The organism is Streptomyces sp. NPDC059957 (assembly GCF_042730015.1).
Classification (GTDB): domain Bacteria; phylum Actinomycetota; class Actinomycetes; order Streptomycetales; family Streptomycetaceae; genus Streptomyces.
This window is the reverse complement of sequence record NZ_JBHWMB010000036.1, coordinates 22,740-42,980: the sequence shown is the minus strand read 5'-3', so window position 1 is coordinate 42,980 and position 20,241 is coordinate 22,740. Positions and strand designations below refer to the sequence as shown.

Genomic DNA, 20,241 nt, shown 5'->3' with positions numbered 1-20,241 from the left:
CCCGCCCGTCCCCCTTCCCTCCCCTCATCCCTCCTCCCGATCCAGGAACTCATCGATGCGGACCACCTCCCACCCGGAACCGGCAGCTCGTACCGTCATCCTCGGCGTCGCCGCCAGCGACAGCCACGCCGTGGCCAACCACCTCATCGCCTACTCGCTGCGCGGGCTCGGTTTCGACGTAGTCAACCTCGGCACCTGCACCCCCGTCGAGGAGTTCGCCGAGGCGTGCGCCCGCCACCCCGAGGCCGAGGCCGTCGTCATCGGCAGTCTCAACGGCCACGTCCACGAGGACCTGCGCGGGCTCGACCGGGCCAAGCAGTCCGGCCGGATCGCCTGCCCCGTCATCGTCGGCGGCAACCTGTCGGTCGGCAGCCACAAGGACGGCTCCTCGCACGACCGCCTCTACGCCGCCGGCGTGGACCACATCCTGGGCGACCCGTCCGAACTGCCCGACCTGCTCGACGCGTTGCGCACCGAGCGCGAACACGTCGCCGTGGCCTCCGAACGGGCGGCGTCATGAGCCCGACCTCGCTCCGCTCGCTCGGCAAGGCCCCGCGCCCCGACACGGCGGCGGCGCCACTGCCGACACCGGCCGAGTCCGCCGCCTACATCACCTCGCTGGGCAAGCCCACCGCCGCCGAGGTCCTCGACCGGTGCCGGGCGCAGGGCCGGGTGGCGATCCAGCCGCGCTGCGGCGTCGGCGGACACGAGGAGATGAAGGCACTCCTCGCCACCCTGGAGGCCGAGGCCGCGCCCGACATCCTGACCCTCACCATCGACTCGCACACCCGCCTGCTGCGGTTCGAGGAAGCGCTGCGCACCCTCAACCTGCGCCCCGCCGACCTCAACGGCTACCCGATGGTGGCCCACGGCTGGCAGCGGGGCCGCGAGATCAACGAGCTGATCGCGGCGCCGCTGGAGATCCGGCACGGCTCCCCGGACGCCCGCATCCTGTTCGACGTGTCCGTGGCCTCCGGCATCACCTCCTTCGAGGGCGGCGGGATCTCGTACAACCTGCCCTACTCGAAGGCCGTACCGCTCGCCGAGTCCCTCGGTGCCTGGCAGGACGTGGACCGGCGGTGCGGGGAGCTCGCCGAACACGGCGTGGTCATCGACCGCGAGCTGTTCGGCACGCTCACCGCCGTCCTCGTACCGCCTTCCATCAGCCTCGCCATCAGCGTCCTGGAAGCGGTCCTCGCCGCCCGCGCCGGCGTGCGCTGCATCTCCGTGGCGTACCCGCAGGGCGGCCATCTCGCCCAGGACATCGCGGCCCTGCGGAGCATCCCGGTGCTGGCCGAGCGGTACCTGCCCGCCGGGGTCACCGTCCACGCGGTGCTCCACGAGTTCATGGGCGTCTTCCCCCGGGAGCGGGGCAACGCGGAGGACCTGATCCTCTACGGCGCGCTGGTCGCCCGGCTCGGCGGCGCCTCCAAGCTGATCACCAAGACCCATCAGGAGGCGTACGGGATCCCCGACACGGCCGCGAACGTGGAGGGCCTGCGGCTCGCCGACCGCGCCAACTCGCCGCTCCTGGACTTCATCACCGTCGACGACGCACAGGTGCGGCAGGAGATGGAGTGGATCCTCGACGAGGTCGCCGACCTCGTCGAGCCGCTCCTGGAACGGGCCGACCTGATCGGGGCGATCGTCGAGGCGTTCGCGGAGGGCCGGCTCGACATCCCCTTCAGCGCCAGCCGGTACGCCCGCTCCGACCTCATCCCCCGGCGCGACCGCTCGGGCGCCATCCGCTACCTGTCGATGGGCGCGCTGCCGTTCTCGCCGGCCCACGTACGCCGCAACACCGAGCTCCTGCACGCGGTCGACGGCCCGGATCCCGCCCTGGACACGCTGATGCGGGGCCTCACCGGCGACATCAACCACTTCCGCCACGTCTTCCAGGAGGAGGAGCCGGCCTCCGCCCGGCCCCGCTCCGCCCCGGCACCCGTCTCCGCCACCCGCACCCCGCGAACCGAGGAACCGATCTGATGCGAGCCGTCCACGTCACCCAGGCCGGTGCCCCCTCCGCCCTCACCCCCACGGAGCTCCCCGAACCGGCCGCCCTCCCCGGTCAGGTCGTCGTCCGCAACACCGCCGTCGGCCTCAACTTCATCGACGTCTACTACCGCAACGGCACCTACCCGGCCCCGTACCCGCTCGTCCCCGGCCAGGAGGCCGCCGGCATCGTCACCGCCGTCGGCGAGGGCGTCGACGACGTCACCCCCGGCGACCGCGTCGCCTACGCGACCCAGCTCGGCGCCTACGCCGAGTACACCGCCGTCCCCGCGGCCAAGCTGGTCCCCGTCCCCGAGACGGTGACCCTCGAGGACGCGGCCGCCGTCCTGCTCCAGGGCCTCGCCGCGCACTACCTCAGCCATACCACCCACCCGGTGGCGGCGGGCGAGACCGTCGTCGTCCTCGCCGCCGCCGGCGGCCTGGGCCAGCTCCTCGTACAGCTGGCCGTGCACCGTGGCGCGAACGTCGTCGCCGTCGCCTCCAGCAAGGAGAAGCGGGAGACCGCTCTGGAGGCCGGCGCCCACCACGCCGTCCCCTACGAGGGGTTCGCGGACGCCGTGCGCGAACTCACCGGCGGCGAGGGCGCGCACGTGGTCTACGACTCGGTCGGCGCGGCCACCTTCGAGACCAGCGTCAAGGCCCTGCGCCGGCGCGGCACCCTCGTCGTCTGCGGCCTGTCCAGCGGCCCCGTGCCCCCCATCGACGTGGAGCTGCTGCGCACCGCCGGCTCGCTCCACCTGACCCGCCCCACCCTCGCCGACCACGTGCCGGACGCACCGTCCCTGCGGGCCGCGGCCGCCGAGCTGTTCCGCTACGTCGCCCAGGGCGTCGTCCGCCCGAACGTGCGGGCGCAGCTGCCGCTGGCCGAGGCGGCGCGGGCGCACGAGCTGCTCGAAGGCCGCGGCACCACCGGAAAGGTCCTGCTCACGCCATGAGCATCGACATCGGAACGAGTACGAGTACGAGCAAGAGCGCGGGTACGGACGCGACGGCGGGCGTCCGTCCCGCCCGGGGCATCGGTGTGGTCCCGGCCCCGGCCCTGATGCTCATCGGCATGTTCAGCACCCAGCTGGGCGCGGTCTTCGCCAAGCAGCTGTTCGGCACGGTAGGCCCGGCGACGGTGACCCTGATGCGCCTCGGCTTCTCGGCCCTCGTGCTCCTGCTGTGGTGGCGGCCCTCCGTGCGCCTCGACCGGCGTACGGCGAGCGCCGTGGCCGCCCTCGGCGTGGCCATCGCGGGCATGAACATCTGCTTCTACCTGGCCATGGCCAAGATGCCGGTCGGGGTGGCGCTCACCGTGGGCATGGCGGGCCCGCTCGCGATCGCCGGCCTGTCCTCGCGCCGGGCCGGTGACCGGCTCTGGATCGTGCTCGCGGCCGCGGGCATCGCGCTGCTCGGCTGGCAGGGCGGCGCCGCGGGCCTCACGGGCCTGCTGATCGCCCTTGCCTGTGCCGTCTTCTGGGGCTCGTACGTGCCGCTGTCGGCCAGAGTCGGGAAGGTGCTGCCCGGCGGTGGGGGGCTCGCGCTCGCCATGGCCTTCGGCACGCTGTGCTCGCTGCCGGCCGGGCTCGTGGAGGGTGCGCAGACGCTCGCCCGCCCCGAAGTCCTGATCTTCGGCTTCGGCGTCGCGATGCTGTCCTCGCTCGTTCCGTACACCTGCGAGATGGAGACCCTGCGCCGGGTGTCGGCCCTGGTCTTCGGCGTGCTGCTCAGCCTGGAACCGGCGATCGGGGCCCTGGTCGCCCTGGTCGTTCTGCACGAGACCCTCGCTCCGGCCCAGGTGGCGGGCCTGATCGCCGTCGTGGCCGCCTCGATCGGTGTCATCCGCGGAGCCCGCAAGGCCCCCGGACCCGCCCCCGCCTCCCACCCCGCCTCCCACCCCGCCCCCAGACCCGCCCCCCACCCCGCCCCCGGGCCCGCCTCCCACCCCGCCCCCAGACCCGCCCCCGCCTCCCACCCCTCTCCCACCCTCACCGAAGGAACCCGGCAGTCATGATCTCCACTGGCAGGAACGCAGCCCTCGCAGGCCGTCCGGAGGGTCTGGAGCAGCTCAGGAGCCTCCTGGACACGGCCCTCGGCGCCCTCCGCGACGCCACCCTCAAGCGGGGCGGCCCGGTCGCGCCCGGCGGGCCCGAGGCGGCCTCCGCCGCGGTGCGCGAGGTGTTGGGCGGCGGACGGTTCCTCACCGACGAGCCCAGCGCGCAGCGCGTGACGGAACTCTTCGAGGCGTACGCCCTGGGGGCCGTCGACCTCACCCACCCCTCGGCCGTGGCCCGGATGCAGTGCGCGCCCACCGCCGCGTCCGCCGCCGCCGACATGCTCGCCGCCGCGCTCAACCAGTCCCTGCACGCCTGGGAGAGCGGCCCGTTCGCGCTCGAACTGGAACGGCAGCTCATCCAGGAGATGGCCTCGTGGGTCGGCTTCGGCGCGGAAGCCGGCGGGACCCTGACGCCCGGGGGCTCCATCTCGAACCTGATGGGCCTGCTGTTCAGCCGGGACCGCGCCCTGAAGGACACCGGCGAGGTGTCGGCGACAGGACTCGCGGGCCGCCAGGTCCGCCCGCGGATCCTGTGCTCCGCCGCCGCCCACTTCTCGGTCGCGCGGGCCGCGGGCTTCCTGGGGCTCGGCCGGTCCGCCGTGGTGAAGGTGCCGGTGGACGACCGGGGCCGGATGCTCGCCGGCGAGGCCCGCCGGATCGTCGAGGCCTTCGACGCGGACGAGGTCCCCATCGCCATCGTCGCCACCGCCGGCACCACCGACCACGGCTCCTTCGACCCGCTGCCCGAACTGGCGGACCTCGCCACCGAGTACGGGATCTGGCTGCACGTCGACGCCGCCTACGGCATGGGCGCGCTGTTCTCGCCGAACCTGGCCCCGCTCCTGAACGGCCTGGGCCGGGCCGACTCGGTCGCCTTCGACCTGCACAAGTTCGGCTGGACTCCGGCCTCTTCGAGCGTGATCGTGGTCCGTGACCGGCGGCACATGGAGTGCCTCGACGAGCAGGCCGTCTACCTCAACCCGTCCGACGACGAGGCCCTCGGATTCACCGCCCTGCTCGGCACCTCGCTCCAGACCACCCGCCGCTCCGACGCCTTCAAGATGGCCGCCACGCTCCTCACGGTCGGCCGCGAGGGCATGGGCGACTGGGTGGACGCCTGCCACGACCAGGCGCGCTACGCCGCGAGCCGGATCGCCGCCACCGACGGCCTGGAACTCGTGGCGGACCCGCTGCTCACCACGGTCATCTTCCGCTGCACCCCCGTGGACGGGACCCCGGTGGCGGACGAGAGCGCCTGGAACGCGGCGGTGCGCCGCAAGTTGATGACGGACGGCCGCGCCCTGCTCGCCCGTACGAAGATCGCCGGACCGGACGGCACGCCGCAGGTCCATCTCAAGCTGGTCTTCCTCAACCCGACGACGACCGAGGACGACATCGACGCCCTGCTCACGGACGTCACGGCCGCGGCCCGGGAGCTCTCGGGGCAGGTGGCGGCCGGGCGTTGAGCACCTGTCGATGAAGAGGACCGGCAGCAGCACCCCACCGTGGGAGCCGACTGCACGGCAAGGGTGCGGCCCCGGTGGTGGGGACCGGGGCCGTACGCCTCGTTCGCGAGGTCAGGGCGACCCGGAGGTCTTCCGTCTCCGCTTCGACGCCGCGGCCCCGGTGGGTCGCGCCGATGACGCGCCGGCGTTCCACGAGCGCGGCCAGGTCAGTACCTGGGCAGGGGCATCGTCGGCCGCCTCGGGGAGCCGGCCTGGTCGGCGCGTACCGGAGCCTTCGAAAGGAACGGTCCGGTGAGCACGGTGGTGAACAACGCCATCACGACCATCATGGTGAACATCCGGCTGTCCAGGACGCCGAGGCTGACGCCGGCGTTCAGGATGATCAGCTCGGTGAGGCCGCGCGTGTTCATCAGGATGCCGAGGGTGCCGGCTTCCCTCCACGGCAATCCGGCCAGTCTCCCCGTGACCGAGGCGCCGATCAGCTTTCCGGCGGAGGCGACGACGATGATGGCGGCCAGTTCGGGCAGATCGCGGCCGGACAGTGCGCCGATGTCGACGTTCAGCCCGGTGACGACGAAGAAGACCGGCAGCAGTACCAGGCTCATTCCGCCGAACGGCCGCTCCACTCCTTCGCCGAGCACGCCGCGCGGCTCTCTCGGCATGATGAAACCGAAGGCGAAGGCGCCGAATATCGCGTGGATCCCGATCCATGTCGTCACGTAGGAGGACAGGAACAGCCCGGCGACGAGCACCACGACGAACTGCGGCGGCATGCGGTCGCGGACCCAGCGGCGTACGAGGAATGCCAGGAGCGGCCGCACGACGAGCAGCATCGCCGCGATGTAGAGCACGGAAAGGACCGCTGTCCGCGCGAAGTCCCCGGAACCGCCGGACGCGGTCACGATGGCCGCCACCAGGGCGAGCAGACACCAGGCGAGGACATCGTCGATGGCGGCACTGGCCAGTGCCAGTACGCCGACGCGCGTTCCCGTCATCCGGTGCTCCGTCAGTATCCGGGCCAGGACGGGGAAGGCGGTGATGGACATCGCCGCGCCCAGGAAGAGCGCGAACGCGGTGAAGGGGATGCGCGTTCCGTCGACGCTGTCGTGCCGGTCGTACAGCACCGTCGCGAGCCCGACGGCCAGGCCGAAGGGGACCACGACCGAGGCGATCGAGACCGCTGCCACCGTGCGGCGGCGGCCCCGCAGCAGCCGCTTGTCGAATTCCCAGCCGATGCCGAACATGAAGACGAGCAGCCCGACGTGGGCTATCGCCGACAGGTACGGCCGGACCTCGCCGGGGAAGACGCGGGCGGGGAGATCTCCGGGCAGCAGGCCGAGAAGGCTCGGACCCAGGGCGATGCCGGCGATGATCTCCCCGATGACGGGCGGCTGGCGCACGTAGCGGACCAGCCACCCCAGGATCGCGCCGGCGACGAGGACGATGGCGATATCGGCCATGGCGATGGCGATGACCGCTTCTGAACTCCGAGCAGAGAAATCCGCCACGATCGGCCTCCGTACGGTTCAGATCCAGTGCGAGCCGCAGGTGGGAGACGGACCTCGCCTGCGGACTCGGCGTTCTCCGGGGTGGGCTCCGGTGGGTTCCGGTGGGCTCCGGCGCCATCGGACGGCGGTCAGGGGGCCTCCGTCTCGTCCGCCAGGTGGCGCAGGACGTCCCTCAGGTCGCCGCGGCGGGCGAACGCCGTGCGCTGCCGGTGGGCGCCCGAGCCGTCGCGCAGCAGACCGGCCATGGTTCTCGCCGCGTGGTCGAGGTCGCCGGACGCGGCCAGTTCGGGGGCCACCAGGTCGAGCAGGGCCTCCGCCAGGTCCGCCGCCGGGAGTTCGACGCCCGTGTACGGGTCCAGCCCGAAGCCTTCCAGACCGTCGTGGGCGGCCCGCCAGCGCGCGAGGCGCAGTACGTCGTCCCGTACGGGCGGGTCGGGCCGCTGCTCGGCGATCTCGCGCAGGGCCGTGGCGACGAGGGCCCGGGCCAGTTCGGCCTGGAGGATGGCCGAGTCGATGTCCGGGGACATGTCGGGGGCCCGCAGTTCGAGCGTCGGCCAGTTCCCCGAGGGCCGCAGGTCCCAGTAGACCATCTTGGTGTCGAGGGCCGCCCCGGAGCCGAGCAGGGTCTGCACGGAGCGCCGGAAGTGGGCCGTCGAGGTGAAGTGCGGGGGCAGGCCCGCCGAGGGCCAGCCCGCCCAGGCCATCGCCCGCCAGCTGGCGTGCCCGGTGTCGCGGCCGCCCCAGAAGGGGGAGTTGGCCGCCAGTGCGATCAGCGTGGGCAGCCAGGGCCGGACCCGGTTGGAGACGGCCACCGCCGTGTCCACGTCGAGGGTGCCGATGTGGACGTGCCGGCCGCAGCTGACGAGGGTGTCGGTGAGCGCGCCGAAGCGCCGGGCCTGCTCGCGCTGGCGCGGCTCGTCGTCGGTCAGGTGGAGCGGGCCCTCCACGGCGAGCACCGGCGAGGGAGCGGCCAGCAGCCGGCACCCGTGCGCGCGGGCCGCCCGGGCGAGGGTGCGCCGCAGGCCGGCGAGCTCGCTGCGCAGGATCGCGGCCGAGTCGGCGACGGGGGTGGAGATCTCCACCTGGTAGCGGGTGCCCTCGGGGTGCAGTTCGTGGGGGAGCCCCGCGGCGGTGGACAGGACGAGCGGGGCGGCCGGGACCACCCTCAGGGTGCGGGCGTCGACGAGGAGGAACTCCTCCTCGACCCCCAGGGTGAGCGGGAAGACCGGATCGGTCGCGGTCGCGCGGGGTGCCCCCGTCTTCGTGGTGCCGGTGCTCGGGATGCTGGTGCTCGTGGTGCTGGTGCCAGGTTCGATCACTGCGCCTCCCTGGACATACGAGTCTTTTCATCATGAGCTGAACTCCAGGAGAGGAGCGCACGTCTATTCGGTCAAATGTCCGGTGATAGTGGCGAGTTAGCGGCAAGGAATGTGCCGCCACGGGGCCCTGGTTCCGGGTGGGGTGAGTGGTGCGCGTGCGGGAGCGCGGAACCCGCTCGACCGCGCTCCGAGCAGTGGCTGCTTATCATCCGTTGTGACTCGTACGACCGCTCCGCCCCCGTCCATCCGCCCCCGACGCCGCATACTGGCCGACCTCACCCCGCTGAGAACCTCCCCGGACTTCCGGCGACTGTGGTTCGGCGGGATCGTCTCCTGGCTGGGCCAGGCGATGACTGCCCTGGCCATTTCGCTCCAGGTCTACGAGATCACCGGCTCCAGCTTCTCCGTCGGACTGGTCGGCCTCTGCTCGCTCGTCCCGCTGGTCGCCTTCGGGCTCTACGGCGGGGCCATCGCCGACACCGTCGACCGCCGCAAGCTCGGCCTCGCCAGCGCGCTCGGCCTGGCCGCCCTGTCCTTCGCCCTGGCCGGCGCCGCGCTCCTGGACTACCACCGGGTCTGGCTGCTGTACGCCGTCGTCGCCCTCCAGTCCCTCTGCGGGGCCCTCAACGGGCCCGCCCGGTCCGCGATGATCCCGCGACTGCTGCCCGCCGAGCAGCTGCCCGCCGCCAACGCCCTGAACTCCGTGGTCATGACCTTCGGGATGACGGCCGGCCCGGCGCTGGGCGGGGTCATCGTCGGCTGGTGGGGCTACCAGGCCGCGTACCTGATCGACGCCCTCACCTTCGGCGCCGCCCTCTACGCGATGTGGCGGCTGCCGTCGATGAAGCCCGAGCGGAAGGCGGGCGGCACCGGGCGGGCCTCCGTCCTGGACGGCCTGCGCTTCCTGGGGACCCGGCCGAACATCCGGATGACCTTCTTCTCCGACCTGGCCGCCATGGTGCTGGCCCAGCCGAAGGCACTGTTCCCGGCCGTCGCCGTGCTCTGGTACGGCGGCGACGCCAAGACGGTCGGGCTGCTCGTGGCCGCCCCCGCCGTCGGGGCGCTGCTCGGGGGGCTGTTGTCCGGCTGGCAGGGCCGGATCCGCCGGCACGGGGTGGCGATCCTGCTCTCCGTCGCCGGGTGGGGGCTGGCCATCGCGGTGTTCGGGCTGACCCGGAACCTCTGGCTCGGGCTGCTCTTCCTGGCCCTGGCAGGGTGCGCGGACAGCGTCTCGATGGTGTTCCGCACCACCATGCTCCAGGCCGCGACCCCGGACGAGATGCGGGGCCGCCTGCAGGGCGTCTTCATCGTGGTCGTCGCCGGCGGGCCCCGGCTCGGCGACTTCCTCGCCGGAGCCGCCGCCGAGCTCACCTCCCCGACCGTCGCGATCACGGGCGGCGGGCTCGGCTGCGTCCTCGTACTGGCGCTGCTGGCCGCGCGCTGGCGGGGGTTCGCCCGCTACGACGCGCGGTCGCCGCAGGCCTGAGAACGGCTCCCTACGCGTCCACGGTCGAGCTGCTGGAGGCGCAGTCGCGGCTTCCGGCAGGCGTTCGGGCTCCCTCCGCACGCCTGCCTCACCGGGCTGCGGGTCGCGAGGGCGCGGCGCCTGCTGCCGGCGGGGATGCGGCCGGCCGAGGCCGCGGTGGCGGCGGGCTTCTACGACCAGGCGCACCTGACGCGGCACTTCGGGCGGCACGTGGGGATCGGTCCGGGGAGGTTCGCCCGATCCGGGGGAGTGTGAAGGGAAGTTGGCGGGTTCGTTGCCGTTGCGTTGCCGGGTCTTCCGTTTTCTTTCGATTCGCCATATGACAGTTCGGAAGTTCACTGCCAGCTGACCCAGGAGGAAGGCCTTCATGCGCCTTCGTATGCTCGTCACCACCGCCGTGGCCACCGCCGCGCTCGCCGGAGCCCTTGTTCCGCAGGCCCAGGCCCAGGCCCAGGCCCAGGCCCAGGCCCAGGCCCAGGCCCAGGCCCAGGCTCCCGCGGCCCCCGGGGCGCCGAACGGTGACCGTTCCTGCTCGCCGTACCTCTCGGTCGCGGGCTACTCGGACTCCCTCGACAAGACCCTCATCGACGGGAAACTGGTCGGCGGACTCTCCGGGCTTTCGGTGGACCGCGACGGGAGCATCGCCGCCATCTCCGACAAGTCGGTCCTGTACAAGCTCGACGTGGGCCGCGGCGACACCCCGACGGCCACGGCCGCCGCGCGGCTGCCGCTGACCGACGGCGCGGGCAGGGCCGTCGACTCCGAGGGGATCGTCGTCGACCGCGACGGCACCTACCTGGTGACGGACGAGACGTCGCCGGCGATCCGGCGGTACGCCCGCACCGGTGAGGTACTGGGCTCGCTGCCGATCCCGGACGGGTTCAAGCTCGCACCCGCGGGCCGGGCCACCGTCAACCAGACCTTCGAATCGCTGACCCTGCTGCCCGGCGGACACACCCTCGTCGCCGGAGTCGAGGGCGTGCTGGCCGGCGACGGCAAGGACGCGCGGGGGCGGACGCTCCAGCGGATCCAGACCTGGGAACGCCGGGGCCGGAGCGGGGAGTTCGTCCTGGGCCGGCAGTACGCGTACCCGGTGGACGCCGGGCACGGGCTGGTGGAGCTCGCGCCGACGCGCGACGGCCGGCTGATCGTGCTGGAGCGCGGGTTCACCCAGCAGTTCAAGATCACGGTGCGGCTGTACCTCGCCGACCCCCTGGGCGCCACGGACACCTCGAAGGTGGCGGCGCTGGCGGACGGTCCCGGTCTGCGGACCGCGCGCAAGACGCCGATCGGGGACCTCGACGGCTGCCCGACGCTGGGTGCGCCGTCCAAGCTGCCGCAGAACCACCCGCTGGTCGACAACGTCGAGGGCATGGTCGTCACGGACGACGACGGGCGCGCCGGGTTCGGACGGGTGCGGCTGCTGCTCGTCAGCGACGACAACGAGTTCCCGCAGGAGATCACCCGGCTCTACCGGCTGGACGTGAAGCTGCCGGCCCGGAGCTGGGGGCGCTAAGCCGTCTCGCCAGTCGTCCCCTCCTCCTTCTCCTCCTCGGCGGGGGAGACGATGCCGCGGGCGACCCCCAGGGCGACCAGGTCCTGGGGGCGGACGCGCAGCTGGTCCGCCGTCGCCGGGGCCGACTCCGGGGGGCGCTTGAGGATGGCCGCCGCCAGTTCGGGGGCGATCACCGAGAAGTAGCTGTCCGGGGTGACCCAGGTGTTGCCCGGCGCCGCGAGGGCCAGGGCGCCGCCCGAGCCGCCCTCGCCGATGAGGAGCGTGGTGACGGGGACCGCGGCCGAGGCGAGCGCCGCGAAGGCGTCGGCGATGGCCGCGCCCGCGCCCGCATGCTCGGCGGCGGCGTCGTTGGCCGCGCCCGGGGTGTCCACGAGGGTGAGCACCGGGATCCCGAGCCGGTCCGCGAGCCGGACGACACGGGCCGCCGTACGGTACCCGGCCGGGCGGGTGGCGGTGCCGCACTGGGCGGCGTAGGCCACGGCCCGGCCCTCGCGGAGCCCGAACCCGCACAGCATCCCGGGGTCGGTGCCGCCCGCCCGGTCCCCGGAGAGGTGGAGGCGGAGCTCGAAGTACGCGTCCAGGTACTGCTCCGCGCGCGGCCGGCCGGGGTGGCGGGCCTGCCGGACGGCGTCCCATCCCGTGGACGGCAGCGCTACGTCGGCCAGCGCGGCGGGGGGTTCCACGGGCTCGGGAGAGCGGGGCGCGGCGAGCACCCGGAGCCAGGCCGTCAGGGTCACGGGGAGCTGCGCGGCGGGAACGACGGCGTCCACGTGCCCGGCGGCGTACTGCCCCTCGGCGGTGTACGCGGCCGGATCCGCGTCCGGCGGCCGAACCCGGGACCCGGCGAACCCGACCTGCGCCCCGGGCAGCGCGAGGATCACGTCGGCCCCCGCCCCGAGGGTGGCCCAGCCGCCGCCGGTGGTGGGGTCGCGCAGGACGGCGATCTGCGGGAGGCCGGCGGCGCGGGTGAGGGCGGACTGGCGGGCCACGCGCTGCAGTTGGGTCAGCGCGAGCATGCCCTCCTGCATGCGGGAGCCGCCGGTGGCGATCAGGGAGACCAGGGGGAGGCGGTGGGTGCGGGCGTGGGCGTAGGCCGCCTCCAGGCGGTCGCCGGTGCGTTGGCCCAGGGACCCGCCGAGGAAGCCGAACTCGAAGGAGATCACGGTGGCTTCGTGGCCGCCGATGCGGGCGGTGCCGGTGACGACGGACTCGTCCTCGCCGGTGCGCGCGGCGGCGCGGGCGCGGGAGTCGTCGTAGCCGGCCCAGCCGAGGGGGCCATCGGGGGCGGAGTCCCCTGGCGGGGTGGGGAGTTCGGTGAAGCTGCCGGGGTCTGTGGCGGAGGCGATGGCGGCGCGGGCCGAGGGGCGGGTCGTCACGCAGCCAGCGTACGGGCCGCCGCCTGGTGTGCGGCTCGGTGCGGCTGGGGTCGCCCTGCGGGGCGAAGTCCCCTACCCGCCCTTCCACCGTTCCCCGGGCTGCGCCCGGACCCCTGCCGCGTGCGGCGCCGTTCCCGGGGCCCGGGGCGGAGCCCCAGGGGGTCCGGGGCGCAGCCCCGGGGAACGGGCGAAGGGTGGGTAGGGGACTTCTCCCCGCAGGGGACAACCGGGCCGCGCCCGCCCCTCGGCCCGGCAGGGTCAGAGCTGGGCTTCCCAGGTCAGGGTGGTGCCCCGGGTGCCCGATTCCGTGCGGCCGTCGTCGGAGACGGTGAGGCGGACGCGGGAGGGGACCGCGTCGACCTCGACGTCGATGGAGGTGACCTCCGCGCGGCGGTGCGCCGCGGCCAGCGCGCCGCGCAGGGCGGCGAGCAGATCGCCCGCGACCGGATCCGGCAACAGCGCGTCCACCGTGCCCGCGAAGTGCACCGACGGCTGGAAGCCCAGCAGGACCGCCGCCCCGCCGGTCTCCCGCAGGACCCTGCCGCGGAAGGTGGTCGGGGCGTCCGTCGGGGGCTGCTGGAGGGCGAAGATGGCGGTGCGGACCTCCTGGATGGTGGAGTCGAGCTCGTCCACGGCCCGGCTCAGCTCCTCGCCGACGGTGTCCCCGGTGGGCGCCTTGTCGGAGCGCCGCCGGGTGCTCTCCAGCATCATCTCCGTCGCGAACAGCCGCTGGACGACCAGGTCGTGGAGGTCACGGGCGATGCGGTCCCGGTCCTCGTAGACGGCCAGTTGCTCGCGGTCGTGCTGCGCGTCCGCCAGGACCAGGGCCAGCGCGGCCTGGGAGGCGAACTGCGAGGCCAGCAGCCGGTCCACCGCGTCGTAGGCGGGGCCGCCGCGGACGCGCGGCAGGGCGAGCGTCCCGATCAGCTGGCCGCCGCTCTGCAGGGGCAGCATCATGCTGGGGCCGAAGCGCTCCCGTACGTGCGTGGTCATCCGGGGGTCCGTCGCCGAGTCGTCTATGAAGACCGGCTCGCCGCCCAGGAGCTGTTCCAGGACCGCCGAGCCCGGGGCGATGGCCGTGCCCACCAGGTCCCCGGGGTCCCCGTGCGTGGAGGCGGCCACGATCTCCATGCCGCCCTCGGGGGTCGGCTGGAGGACGACCCCGGCCGCCGCGTCGGCCAGCAGCCGGGCCCGTTCGGCCACGCACATCAGCGCGTCGGCCGCCGGGCGGCCCGCCAGCAGGGTGGTGGTCACGGCGGCGGCGCCCTCGATCCAGCGCTCCCGGCGGCGCGCGGTCTCGTACAGCCGGGCGTTGCCGATCGCTATCCCCGCCTGCGAGGCCAGGACGCGCAGCAGCGCGAGGTCCTCGTCCGTGAACGGGCCGCCGCCCTGCTTGTCGGTGAGGTAGAGGTTGCCGAAGACCTCGGTGTGGACCCGGATCGGGACGCCGAGGAACCCCTTCATCGGGGGGTGTCCCGGCGGGAAGCCCGCCGCGCGGGGGTCCTGGTTCAGGTCCTCCAGCATCAGCGGGCGCGGATCGGTGATCAGGGCGCCGAGCAGGCCGGAGCGGCCGTCCGGCTGCCCGCCGATCGCGGTCTTCTCGGCCTCGGTCAGACCGGAGGTGAACAGCCCGGTCAGCCCGACGCGCTCGGGGTCGACGACCCCGAGCGCTCCGTACCGTGCCGCACACAGGTCGGTCGCCGAATCCACGATGTGCTGGAGGGTGGTCCGCAGTTCGAGTTCGGAACCGACGTTGAGGACCGCCTCCAGGAGGACGGGCAGGCTGGCGACTTGGCGGGCGGCGAGGTCGTTCCCGTCCCTGGGGGCCGTCGGGGACGACTCGGCCCGCGTCATTCGGCCAGGGGGTTCAGAACCATGGGGGAGATCTTCCCTTCGATCATCATGCCGAGGCCCAGCACCGCGCAGACGTCCGGCCGTTCGGCGATGGCCACGGGCATCCCGGTGGCGTCGCGGAGCATCTGGTCCAGGCCCGGCAGCAGGGCGCTGCCACCCACCATCATGATCCCTCGGTCCGTCAGGTCGGCCACCAGGTCCGGCGGGCAGTCGCGCAGCACCTTGCCGATGCCGTCGAGCACGGCGGTCAGCGGGGTGTAGATGGCGTCGCGCACGGCCGCGGTGTCGACGTTGACGGAGCGGGCCAGTCCGGTGGACACGTCGCGGCCGTGGATGAGGGTGGAGGCCGGGCCCTCGGCGGTGATGCCGTTTCCGTGCAGGGCCAGTTGGAGCGGGCGGACGGCCTGGCTGGGCAGCATCAGCTCGTGCGCGTGGCGCAGGTGCTGGACGACGGCGTGGTCGATGGCCTCGCCGCCGACGGGGATCCGTACGGCGGTGACGATCGAGCCGAGGGAGAGGACGGCGACCTGGGTGGCGGCGGCCCCGCACACCATGATCATCGTCGCGGTCGGCTGCTCCACGGGCAGTCCGCAGCCGACGGCCGCCGCGATCAGGGTGTCGACGAGTTCGACGCGCCGGGCACCGAGCCCGACCATCGTCTCCACCGCCGCGCGCTGGGCGAGCGGGTCGGCGTCGTGCGGGGTGCAGGCGGCGGCCCGGAGCCGGGGCTTGCGGCGCAGGGCGCGCCGCAGCTTCTCGCCGAGGAGGTGGCGCAGCATGCGCTGGGCCATCTCGATGTCCACGACGGTGCCGCCGGAGACGGGGCGGACGACCCGGATGTAGTCGGGCGTGCGGCCGGTCATCCGCTCGGCGAAGGTGCCGACGGCGATGAGTGCACCGGTCCGCGTGTTCACGGCGGCGACACTGGGCTCGTCCACGACCAGGCCGACGCCCTTGACGTAGACGCGGGTCCTGGCCGCTCCGAGGTCGACGGCCACGTGGCAGCGGCGCAACTGCTCAAGACTGACGGTCACGGCAGATCCTCCCGAGAGCACTGACGCAAGAAGACCGGCGGGTGCCGGTCACACTTCGTATCTTCTCGGGTGAATTACCCGTATTGCCCGATTTGATGCTCCGGGTGGGGGGTGTCGTGAGATACGGAAGGGTCACGAGGGGTGCGGGTGAGTGCTGCACGGGGGTGGAATTCTGCGACGCCAGGCGCGACCATGCCCGCACCGATCCTGCTACTCGTGCGTAACAAGGTAAAGGGGACTCGATGCTGACGGTCCGCCAGCGACTGCTCGCCCTGCTGACGCTCTGCCTGGCGCTGCTCGCGGCGCCCGCACTCCCGGCCCAGGCCGCCGGTCCGCCTTCCGGCGCGGTGTCCGGCGCGGCTTCCGGTGCGCCGCGGTCCGGCTCTGCTTCCGGTCCCGCCCAGGCCCAGGCCCAGACTCCCGCCGCGGCCGTCGCGCGCAATCCGGTGGTCTTCGTGCACGGCTACAACGCCGACCCCGGCGTCTGGGGCTCCCTGCGCGAGGACCTGCGCGCCGACGGATACACGGACTCCGAGCTCTTCTCCTTCGGCTACGACACCCACCAGTCGGTCAACGAGGTCCTCTCCGGACGGCTCGCCGCCTACGTGGACGAGGTCCGCCGGCAGACCGGCGCCGCCCGCGTGGACCTGGTCGCCCACTCCTTCGGCTCGCTGGTCACCCGCTGGTACGTGAAGTTCGGCGGCGGCGGCTCGTTCGTGGACCGCTGGGTCTCCCTCGCCGGCCCCAACCGGGGCACCTCCACCGCCTGGGCCTGCGCCCTGTGGGACCAGGCCTGCCGGGACATGACCCCCGGCTCCTACGTGGTGAAGAACCTGAACTCCGGTGACGAGACCCCCGGCGCGGTGCGGTACGCCACCTTCTGGTCCAACTGCGACGAGGTCGTCAACCCCGACGACAGCGTCCCGCTCACCGGGGCCCTGAACACCCCCGTCGGCTGCCTCAAGCACAACGACCTGCTCGGGGACGACCCCACCTCGGCGGGCGTACGGGCCTTCCTGCGCTCCTAGAGGGTGTCGTCCGACGCCCCCACGGACACTTCCTGGAGCAGGCCGTACGTGAACTCCGCGACGCAGGCCCGCCCCGACGCGGTGAACGCGAGGCGCCACCGCGTCGGCGCGGTGCCCTCCATCGGGCGGGCGGGGGCGAAGGCCCGCGCCACCTCGTCGACCGTCGCCGACCAGGGCAGCAGGTCCTGCGGCGACTCCAGTACGGGACCGGGCGCGCCCGGGGCCCGGACCAGCCACTCGTTCCAGACGGCCCCGTCCGGCGCGGCGAGCACCTCGAAGCGCAGATCGGGCCAGAGCGGCACCGGCCACAGCAGGGCCTCGCACGTCAGATCGCCGATCGTGCGGGAGGAGACGGCCTCGGGCGGGCCGAGCACCGAGCGGTAGCGGGCCAGGGCGCCCCGGGACCGCGGCGAGCGCACCATGGCCTGCCAGCGCTTGTTGGCCTCCCGCTGCTCGGCGAGGGAGGCGCCGAGCCGCCGTCGGGCCTCCTCCGCGAGTCCCGGCTGGAAGTCCGCCATCCGGCGCAGCAGTACCAGTTGGAAGCCGGCGGGGCCGAAGGGGCCCGGGGGAGGGGGCGGTGTCCCCGGAGTCTTCGTCATGGACCCGAACCCTTCCACACAAGATCCTCACGATCCCGGTACACGGCCGTTGTGAGCGAACGCGTAGCCTGCGGGCGCCATGGACTATTGCATCGCCTGCCGCAGGTACCTCAACGGCGCGCTGGCGTGCGCCGGATGCGGGACCTCGGCCGAACACCTGATACCCGCCGCGCCCGCCGCGCCCGCCCCCGGCCCCGCCGCCGTGTTCGGAAGCGACCCGGCCGCGCTCGCCGACGTGTACGCCGACTCCCTCGTCGTGCTGTCCGGGGAGCGGGGGCAAGGCCAGGGCCGGGCCCAGGGCCGCGCCGCCGCCCGCCGTCGCACGGGGCACCGCCGGCGCCGCCGGACCGCGCTCACCGTGGGGCTCGGGCTGATGCTCGCCGCCGGAGCCACCCTGGGCCTGGCCCGGCTGGCCGCCGACGGAGAGCGCACCGACCGGGCGGCCACGGTGGTGCTGACCGACGAGGCGGGTCCCGCGGAGCCGGCTCCGCTGCCCGGCCTGACGGGGGACCCGGTCGCGCCCTCGGGGACGGCTTCGGCGAAGGGTCCGGCCGCCGGCTCCGGGAAGGGCACGGCCGGGGGAGCCAAGGGCGGCGCAGGCCGCAGTACCGAGGGCCCCACGGCCGGGTCGTCGGGCTCGGCCTCCGGGGAGGGGCCGTCGCGGAGGGCTTCCCGGACTCCCACGTCCGCCGCCCCGACCGCATCGCGTTCCGGTGGCTCCGCGACTCCCAGCGCGAGCGCGAGCTCGAAGGGGCCCAAGGGGAAGCCCCCCAAGACGTCGAGCCCGCCCCCGACCCCGTCTCCGTCCCCGTCCCCGACGCCCACCCCGGAGTGCGACGACTGGTGGAACCCGCTCTGCTGGTGAGCGGGGAGCTCAGCCCAGCATCCGCCTGAGCAGGTCCCGCAGGACCGCGCGCTCGGCCGTGGAGAGCCCGGCCAGCGGCTCCCGGGCGAAGTCCAGCGACTCGCGCAGCCGGTCGGCGGTCTGCAGGCCGTCCTCGGTGGGCGCGGCCAGCTTCACCCGGCGGTCGGCCGGGTCGGGGCGGCGCTCGACCAGCCCGCGGCTCTCCAGGCGGTCCACGATGCCGGTGATGTTCGACGGCTCGCAGCGCAGCTTCTGCGCGATCTTGCGCATCGGCATGGGCTCCAGGGAGAGCAGGTTCAGTACGCGGGCCTGGGCGCCGGTGAGCTGGTGGCTGGAGGCCGCGTGCTCGTACTCCTGGTGGTAGCGGGTCACGACGTCGCCGATGAGCTCGACGACTTCGAGGGTCAGGGGATCTGCGCGACGGCTGGGCATGGAACCAGCGTACCCATTTACTTGACAACATGAAATATCCAGGCGCATGGTTGTTTCACGTCCTGAAGCATTTTGCACTTCTTCCCCCATCCAGGAGTGAGCATGTCCGAGATCCCCGCCGTCAGCCGTGAGTGGCACCTCGTCCGCCGCCCGCAGGGCTGGCCCGTCGCCGAGGACTTCGCCCTGCGCGAGGTGCCGGTCAGTGCCGAGCCCGCCGCCGGCCGGATTCTGGTCCGCAACCTCCACATGTCCGTGGACCCGTACATGCGCGGCCGGATGAACGACGTGAAGTCGTACGTCCCGCCCTTCCAGCTCGACAAGCCCATGGACGGCGGCGCGGTTGGCGAGGTCGTGGCCTCGGCCGACGAGCGCTTCGCGGTCGGCGACCACGTGCTGCACGGTCTGGGCTGGCGCGAGTACGCGGACGTCGACGCCAGGCACGCCACCCCGGTGGACGCCTCGCTCGCCCCCCTCTCCGCCTACCTCGGCGTCCTCGGCATGCCGGGCCTGACCGCCTACGCCGGGCTCCTCGAGGTCGCCTCCTTCAAGGAGGGCGACTCCGTCTTCGTCTCCGGCGCGGCCGGTGCCGTCGGCAGCCTCGTCGGCCAGTTCGCGAAGATCAAGGGCGCTTCCCGGGTGATCGGCTCCGCCGGCTCCGACGAGAAGGTGACCCTCCTCACAGAGAAGTACGGCTTCGACGCCGCCTTCAACTACAAGAGCGGCCCCGTCGCCGAGCAGCTGAAGGAGGCCGCGCCCGAGGGCATCGACGTCTACTTCGACAACGTCGGCGGGGACCACCTCGAGGCCGCCATCTCCTCCCTGAAGGTCCACGGCCGGGCCACCCTGTGCGGGGCGATCGCCCAGTACAACGCCACCGAGCCCGTGCCCGGCCCGCGCAACCTCGCCCTCGTCATCGGCAAGCGCCTGCGCCTGCAGGGCGTGCTGGTCGGAGACCACGCGGGACTGCAGCCGCAGTTCGTCCAGGACGTGGCCGGCTGGCTGCGTTCCGGGCAGCTCGTCGCCGACGAGACGGTCGTCCGCGGAGTGGAGAACGCCACCGACGCCTTCCTCGGAATGCTGCGCGGTGACAACACCGGAAAGATGATCGTTTCTTTCACCGGTTAGGCTCACTGCACACCGCCGTGACGCGTGGGCGCGAGTCCCGGCGATTTACCAGGAGGATTTCCTTACATGTCCATCCAGCAGTCCGACGTCGCGTACACCGCTGTTGCCACCGCCGAGAACGGCCGTGACGGTCGCGTCGCCACCAACGACGGTCGCCTCGAGGTCGTCGTGAACCCGCCGAAGGAGCTCGGTGGCAGCGGCGAGGGCACCAACCCCGAGCAGCTGTTCGCCGCCGGCTACAGCGCCTGCTTCCAGGGTGCGCTCGGTGTCGTCGCCCGCAACGAGAACGCCGACATCACCGGCTCCACCGTCACCGCCGAGGTCGGCATCGGCAAGAACGACGACGGCTTCGGCATCATCGTCAAGATCTCGGCCTCCATCCCGAACGTGGACGCGGCCACCGCCAAGGACCTCATCGAGAAGGCCCACCAGGTCTGCCCGTACTCCAAGGCGACCCGTGGCAACATCACGGTCGAGCTCGCGGTCTGATCTCCGACCCGCTCGACCGGTCCGTCCGGTTCATCCGGTACGACCTGTAAGACCTGTACGTCGAAGGCCGCCCCCCGGCACCGGGGGGCGGCC

Annotated in this window: 18 protein-coding genes and 1 pseudogene; 12 read left to right on the top strand and 7 right to left on the bottom strand. The window is 73.3% G+C overall.

From position 1 onward, the window contains the following. Positions 1-55 precede the first annotated feature (55 nt). The 5 genes from ACFWBW_RS23810 to ACFWBW_RS23790 are packed head-to-tail and all read left to right on the top strand — an operon-like array spanning position 56 to position 5,517. Positions 56-520, top strand: a complete 465-nt coding sequence (locus tag ACFWBW_RS23810) for a cobalamin-dependent protein (RefSeq protein ID WP_385375634.1) — start codon at positions 56-58, stop codon at positions 518-520. Next, positions 517-1,986, top strand: coding sequence for a methylaspartate mutase (locus ACFWBW_RS23805; RefSeq protein ID WP_385375631.1), 1,470 nt, complete (start codon positions 517-519; stop codon positions 1,984-1,986). The genes ACFWBW_RS23810 and ACFWBW_RS23805 overlap by 4 nt, the downstream gene beginning before the upstream one ends. After that, the gene (locus ACFWBW_RS23800; protein ID WP_385375628.1) at positions 1,986-2,948 is read left to right on the top strand and encodes a quinone oxidoreductase family protein; all 963 of its coding nucleotides are present in this window, start codon (positions 1,986-1,988) and stop codon (positions 2,946-2,948) included. The genes ACFWBW_RS23805 and ACFWBW_RS23800 overlap by 1 nt, the downstream gene beginning before the upstream one ends. Continuing rightward, the gene (locus ACFWBW_RS23795; protein ID WP_385375626.1) at positions 2,945-4,009 is read left to right on the top strand and encodes a DMT family transporter; all 1,065 of its coding nucleotides are present in this window, start codon (positions 2,945-2,947) and stop codon (positions 4,007-4,009) included. Before ACFWBW_RS23800 ends, ACFWBW_RS23795 begins: the two co-directional genes overlap by 4 nt. Continuing rightward, a complete protein-coding gene (locus tag ACFWBW_RS23790; RefSeq protein WP_385375623.1) occupies positions 4,006-5,517 on the top strand; it encodes a pyridoxal phosphate-dependent decarboxylase family protein in 1,512 nt (503 codons plus the stop codon). Before ACFWBW_RS23795 ends, ACFWBW_RS23790 begins: the two co-directional genes overlap by 4 nt. A 206-nt stretch (positions 5,518-5,723) precedes the next feature. On the opposite strand, the gene ACFWBW_RS23785 is transcribed toward ACFWBW_RS23790, so the two are convergent. Continuing rightward, positions 5,724-7,025 (bottom strand): cation:proton antiporter, encoded by a 1,302-nt coding sequence (locus ACFWBW_RS23785; protein ID WP_385375620.1) that lies wholly within the window; start codon positions 7,023-7,025, stop codon positions 5,724-5,726. Between the two features lie 128 nt (positions 7,026-7,153). After that, the gene (locus ACFWBW_RS23780) at positions 7,154-8,344 is read right to left on the bottom strand and encodes a glutamate--cysteine ligase (protein ID WP_385375617.1); all 1,191 of its coding nucleotides are present in this window, start codon (positions 8,342-8,344) and stop codon (positions 7,154-7,156) included. 214 nt (positions 8,345-8,558) lie between these two features. Here ACFWBW_RS23780 and ACFWBW_RS23775 point away from each other — a divergent pair, with 214 nt between their 5' ends. The 3 genes and pseudogenes from ACFWBW_RS23775 (at position 8,559) to ACFWBW_RS23765 (ending at position 11,346) form a co-directional block, all read left to right on the top strand. After that, a complete protein-coding gene (locus ACFWBW_RS23775) occupies positions 8,559-9,830 on the top strand; it encodes an MFS transporter (protein ID WP_385375614.1) in 1,272 nt (423 codons plus the stop codon). 51 nt (positions 9,831-9,881) lie between these two features. After that, positions 9,882-10,085: pseudogene (locus tag ACFWBW_RS23770) on the top strand (helix-turn-helix domain-containing protein); the annotation flags it as partial. A 112-nt stretch (positions 10,086-10,197) separates the two neighbouring features. Next, on the top strand, positions 10,198-11,346 hold the full coding sequence (locus tag ACFWBW_RS23765; protein WP_385375612.1) for an esterase-like activity of phytase family protein: 1,149 nt from the start codon (positions 10,198-10,200) through the stop codon (positions 11,344-11,346). Here the strand turns inward: ACFWBW_RS23765 and ACFWBW_RS23760 are convergent. From ACFWBW_RS23760 to ACFWBW_RS23750, 3 genes are all read right to left on the bottom strand, one after another. Next, positions 11,343-12,722 carry a carboxyl transferase domain-containing protein gene (locus ACFWBW_RS23760; RefSeq protein WP_385375609.1) on the bottom strand — a complete coding sequence of 460 codons (1,380 nt, stop codon included), beginning with the start codon at positions 12,720-12,722 and terminating at the stop codon, positions 11,343-11,345. The genes ACFWBW_RS23765 and ACFWBW_RS23760 overlap by 4 nt on opposite strands. Before the next feature lie 258 nt (positions 12,723-12,980). Further along, a complete protein-coding gene (locus tag ACFWBW_RS23755) occupies positions 12,981-14,576 on the bottom strand; it encodes a GAF domain-containing sensor histidine kinase (RefSeq protein ID WP_385375606.1) in 1,596 nt (531 codons plus the stop codon). After that, complete coding sequence (locus ACFWBW_RS23750; RefSeq protein WP_385375603.1) at positions 14,573-15,610, bottom strand: rod shape-determining protein; 1,038 nt, start codon at positions 15,608-15,610, stop codon at positions 14,573-14,575. The genes ACFWBW_RS23755 and ACFWBW_RS23750 overlap by 4 nt, the downstream gene beginning before the upstream one ends. A gap of 242 nt (positions 15,611-15,852) precedes the next feature. Between ACFWBW_RS23750 and ACFWBW_RS23745 the strand changes: the two genes are divergently transcribed. Continuing rightward, entirely contained in the window at positions 15,853-16,638 is a 786-nt protein-coding gene (locus ACFWBW_RS23745) for an esterase/lipase family protein (RefSeq protein ID WP_385375600.1), read from the top strand. Here the strand turns inward: ACFWBW_RS23745 and ACFWBW_RS23740 are convergent. After that, positions 16,635-17,237 carry a hypothetical protein gene (locus ACFWBW_RS23740; RefSeq protein WP_385375597.1) on the bottom strand — a complete coding sequence of 201 codons (603 nt, stop codon included), beginning with the start codon at positions 17,235-17,237 and terminating at the stop codon, positions 16,635-16,637. The genes ACFWBW_RS23745 and ACFWBW_RS23740 overlap by 4 nt on opposite strands. Before the next feature lie 79 nt (positions 17,238-17,316). On the opposite strand from ACFWBW_RS23740, the gene ACFWBW_RS23735 reads away from it, so the two are divergent. Continuing rightward, on the top strand, positions 17,317-18,102 hold the full coding sequence (locus ACFWBW_RS23735) for a hypothetical protein (RefSeq protein WP_385375595.1): 786 nt from the start codon (positions 17,317-17,319) through the stop codon (positions 18,100-18,102). A gap of 9 nt (positions 18,103-18,111) precedes the next feature. On the opposite strand, the gene ACFWBW_RS23730 is transcribed toward ACFWBW_RS23735, so the two are convergent. Beyond that, positions 18,112-18,534 (bottom strand): MarR family winged helix-turn-helix transcriptional regulator, encoded by a 423-nt coding sequence (locus tag ACFWBW_RS23730; RefSeq protein WP_385375592.1) that lies wholly within the window; start codon positions 18,532-18,534, stop codon positions 18,112-18,114. 102 nt (positions 18,535-18,636) lie between these two features. On the opposite strand from ACFWBW_RS23730, the gene ACFWBW_RS23725 reads away from it, so the two are divergent. Both ACFWBW_RS23725 and ACFWBW_RS23720 read left to right on the top strand, forming a co-directional pair. Further along, complete coding sequence (locus ACFWBW_RS23725) at positions 18,637-19,659, top strand: NADP-dependent oxidoreductase (RefSeq protein WP_385375589.1); 1,023 nt, start codon at positions 18,637-18,639, stop codon at positions 19,657-19,659. 66 nt (positions 19,660-19,725) lie between these two features. Beyond that, positions 19,726-20,148, top strand: a complete 423-nt coding sequence (locus ACFWBW_RS23720) for an organic hydroperoxide resistance protein (RefSeq protein WP_266909067.1) — start codon at positions 19,726-19,728, stop codon at positions 20,146-20,148. Positions 20,149-20,241 lie beyond the last annotated feature (93 nt).

What these genes read in the sequence shown, in the direction of transcription:
- ACFWBW_RS23810 (WP_385375634.1), top strand. Translation starts at nt 56, where the DNA reads ATGCGGACCACCTCCCACCCGGAACCGGCAGCTCGTACCGTCATCCTC.
- ACFWBW_RS23805 (WP_385375631.1), top strand. Translation starts at nt 517, where the DNA reads ATGAGCCCGACCTCGCTCCGCTCGCTCGGCAAGGCCCCGCGCCCCGAC.
- ACFWBW_RS23800 (WP_385375628.1), top strand. Translation starts at nt 1,986, where the DNA reads ATGCGAGCCGTCCACGTCACCCAGGCCGGTGCCCCCTCCGCCCTCACC.
- ACFWBW_RS23795 (WP_385375626.1), top strand. Translation starts at nt 2,945, where the DNA reads ATGAGCATCGACATCGGAACGAGTACGAGTACGAGCAAGAGCGCGGGT.
- ACFWBW_RS23790 (WP_385375623.1), top strand. Translation starts at nt 4,006, where the DNA reads ATGATCTCCACTGGCAGGAACGCAGCCCTCGCAGGCCGTCCGGAGGGT.
- ACFWBW_RS23765 (WP_385375612.1), top strand. Translation starts at nt 10,198, where the DNA reads ATGCGCCTTCGTATGCTCGTCACCACCGCCGTGGCCACCGCCGCGCTC.
- ACFWBW_RS23755 (WP_385375606.1), bottom strand. Translation starts at nt 14,576, where the DNA reads ATGACGCGGGCCGAGTCGTCCCCGACGGCCCCCAGGGACGGGAACGAC.
- ACFWBW_RS23745 (WP_385375600.1), top strand. Translation starts at nt 15,853, where the DNA reads ATGCTGACGGTCCGCCAGCGACTGCTCGCCCTGCTGACGCTCTGCCTG.
- ACFWBW_RS23740 (WP_385375597.1), bottom strand. Translation starts at nt 17,237, where the DNA reads ATGACGAAGACTCCGGGGACACCGCCCCCTCCCCCGGGCCCCTTCGGC.
- ACFWBW_RS23735 (WP_385375595.1), top strand. Translation starts at nt 17,317, where the DNA reads ATGGACTATTGCATCGCCTGCCGCAGGTACCTCAACGGCGCGCTGGCG.
- ACFWBW_RS23730 (WP_385375592.1), bottom strand. Translation starts at nt 18,534, where the DNA reads ATGCCCAGCCGTCGCGCAGATCCCCTGACCCTCGAAGTCGTCGAGCTC.
- ACFWBW_RS23725 (WP_385375589.1), top strand. Translation starts at nt 18,637, where the DNA reads ATGTCCGAGATCCCCGCCGTCAGCCGTGAGTGGCACCTCGTCCGCCGC.
- ACFWBW_RS23720 (WP_266909067.1), top strand. Translation starts at nt 19,726, where the DNA reads ATGTCCATCCAGCAGTCCGACGTCGCGTACACCGCTGTTGCCACCGCC.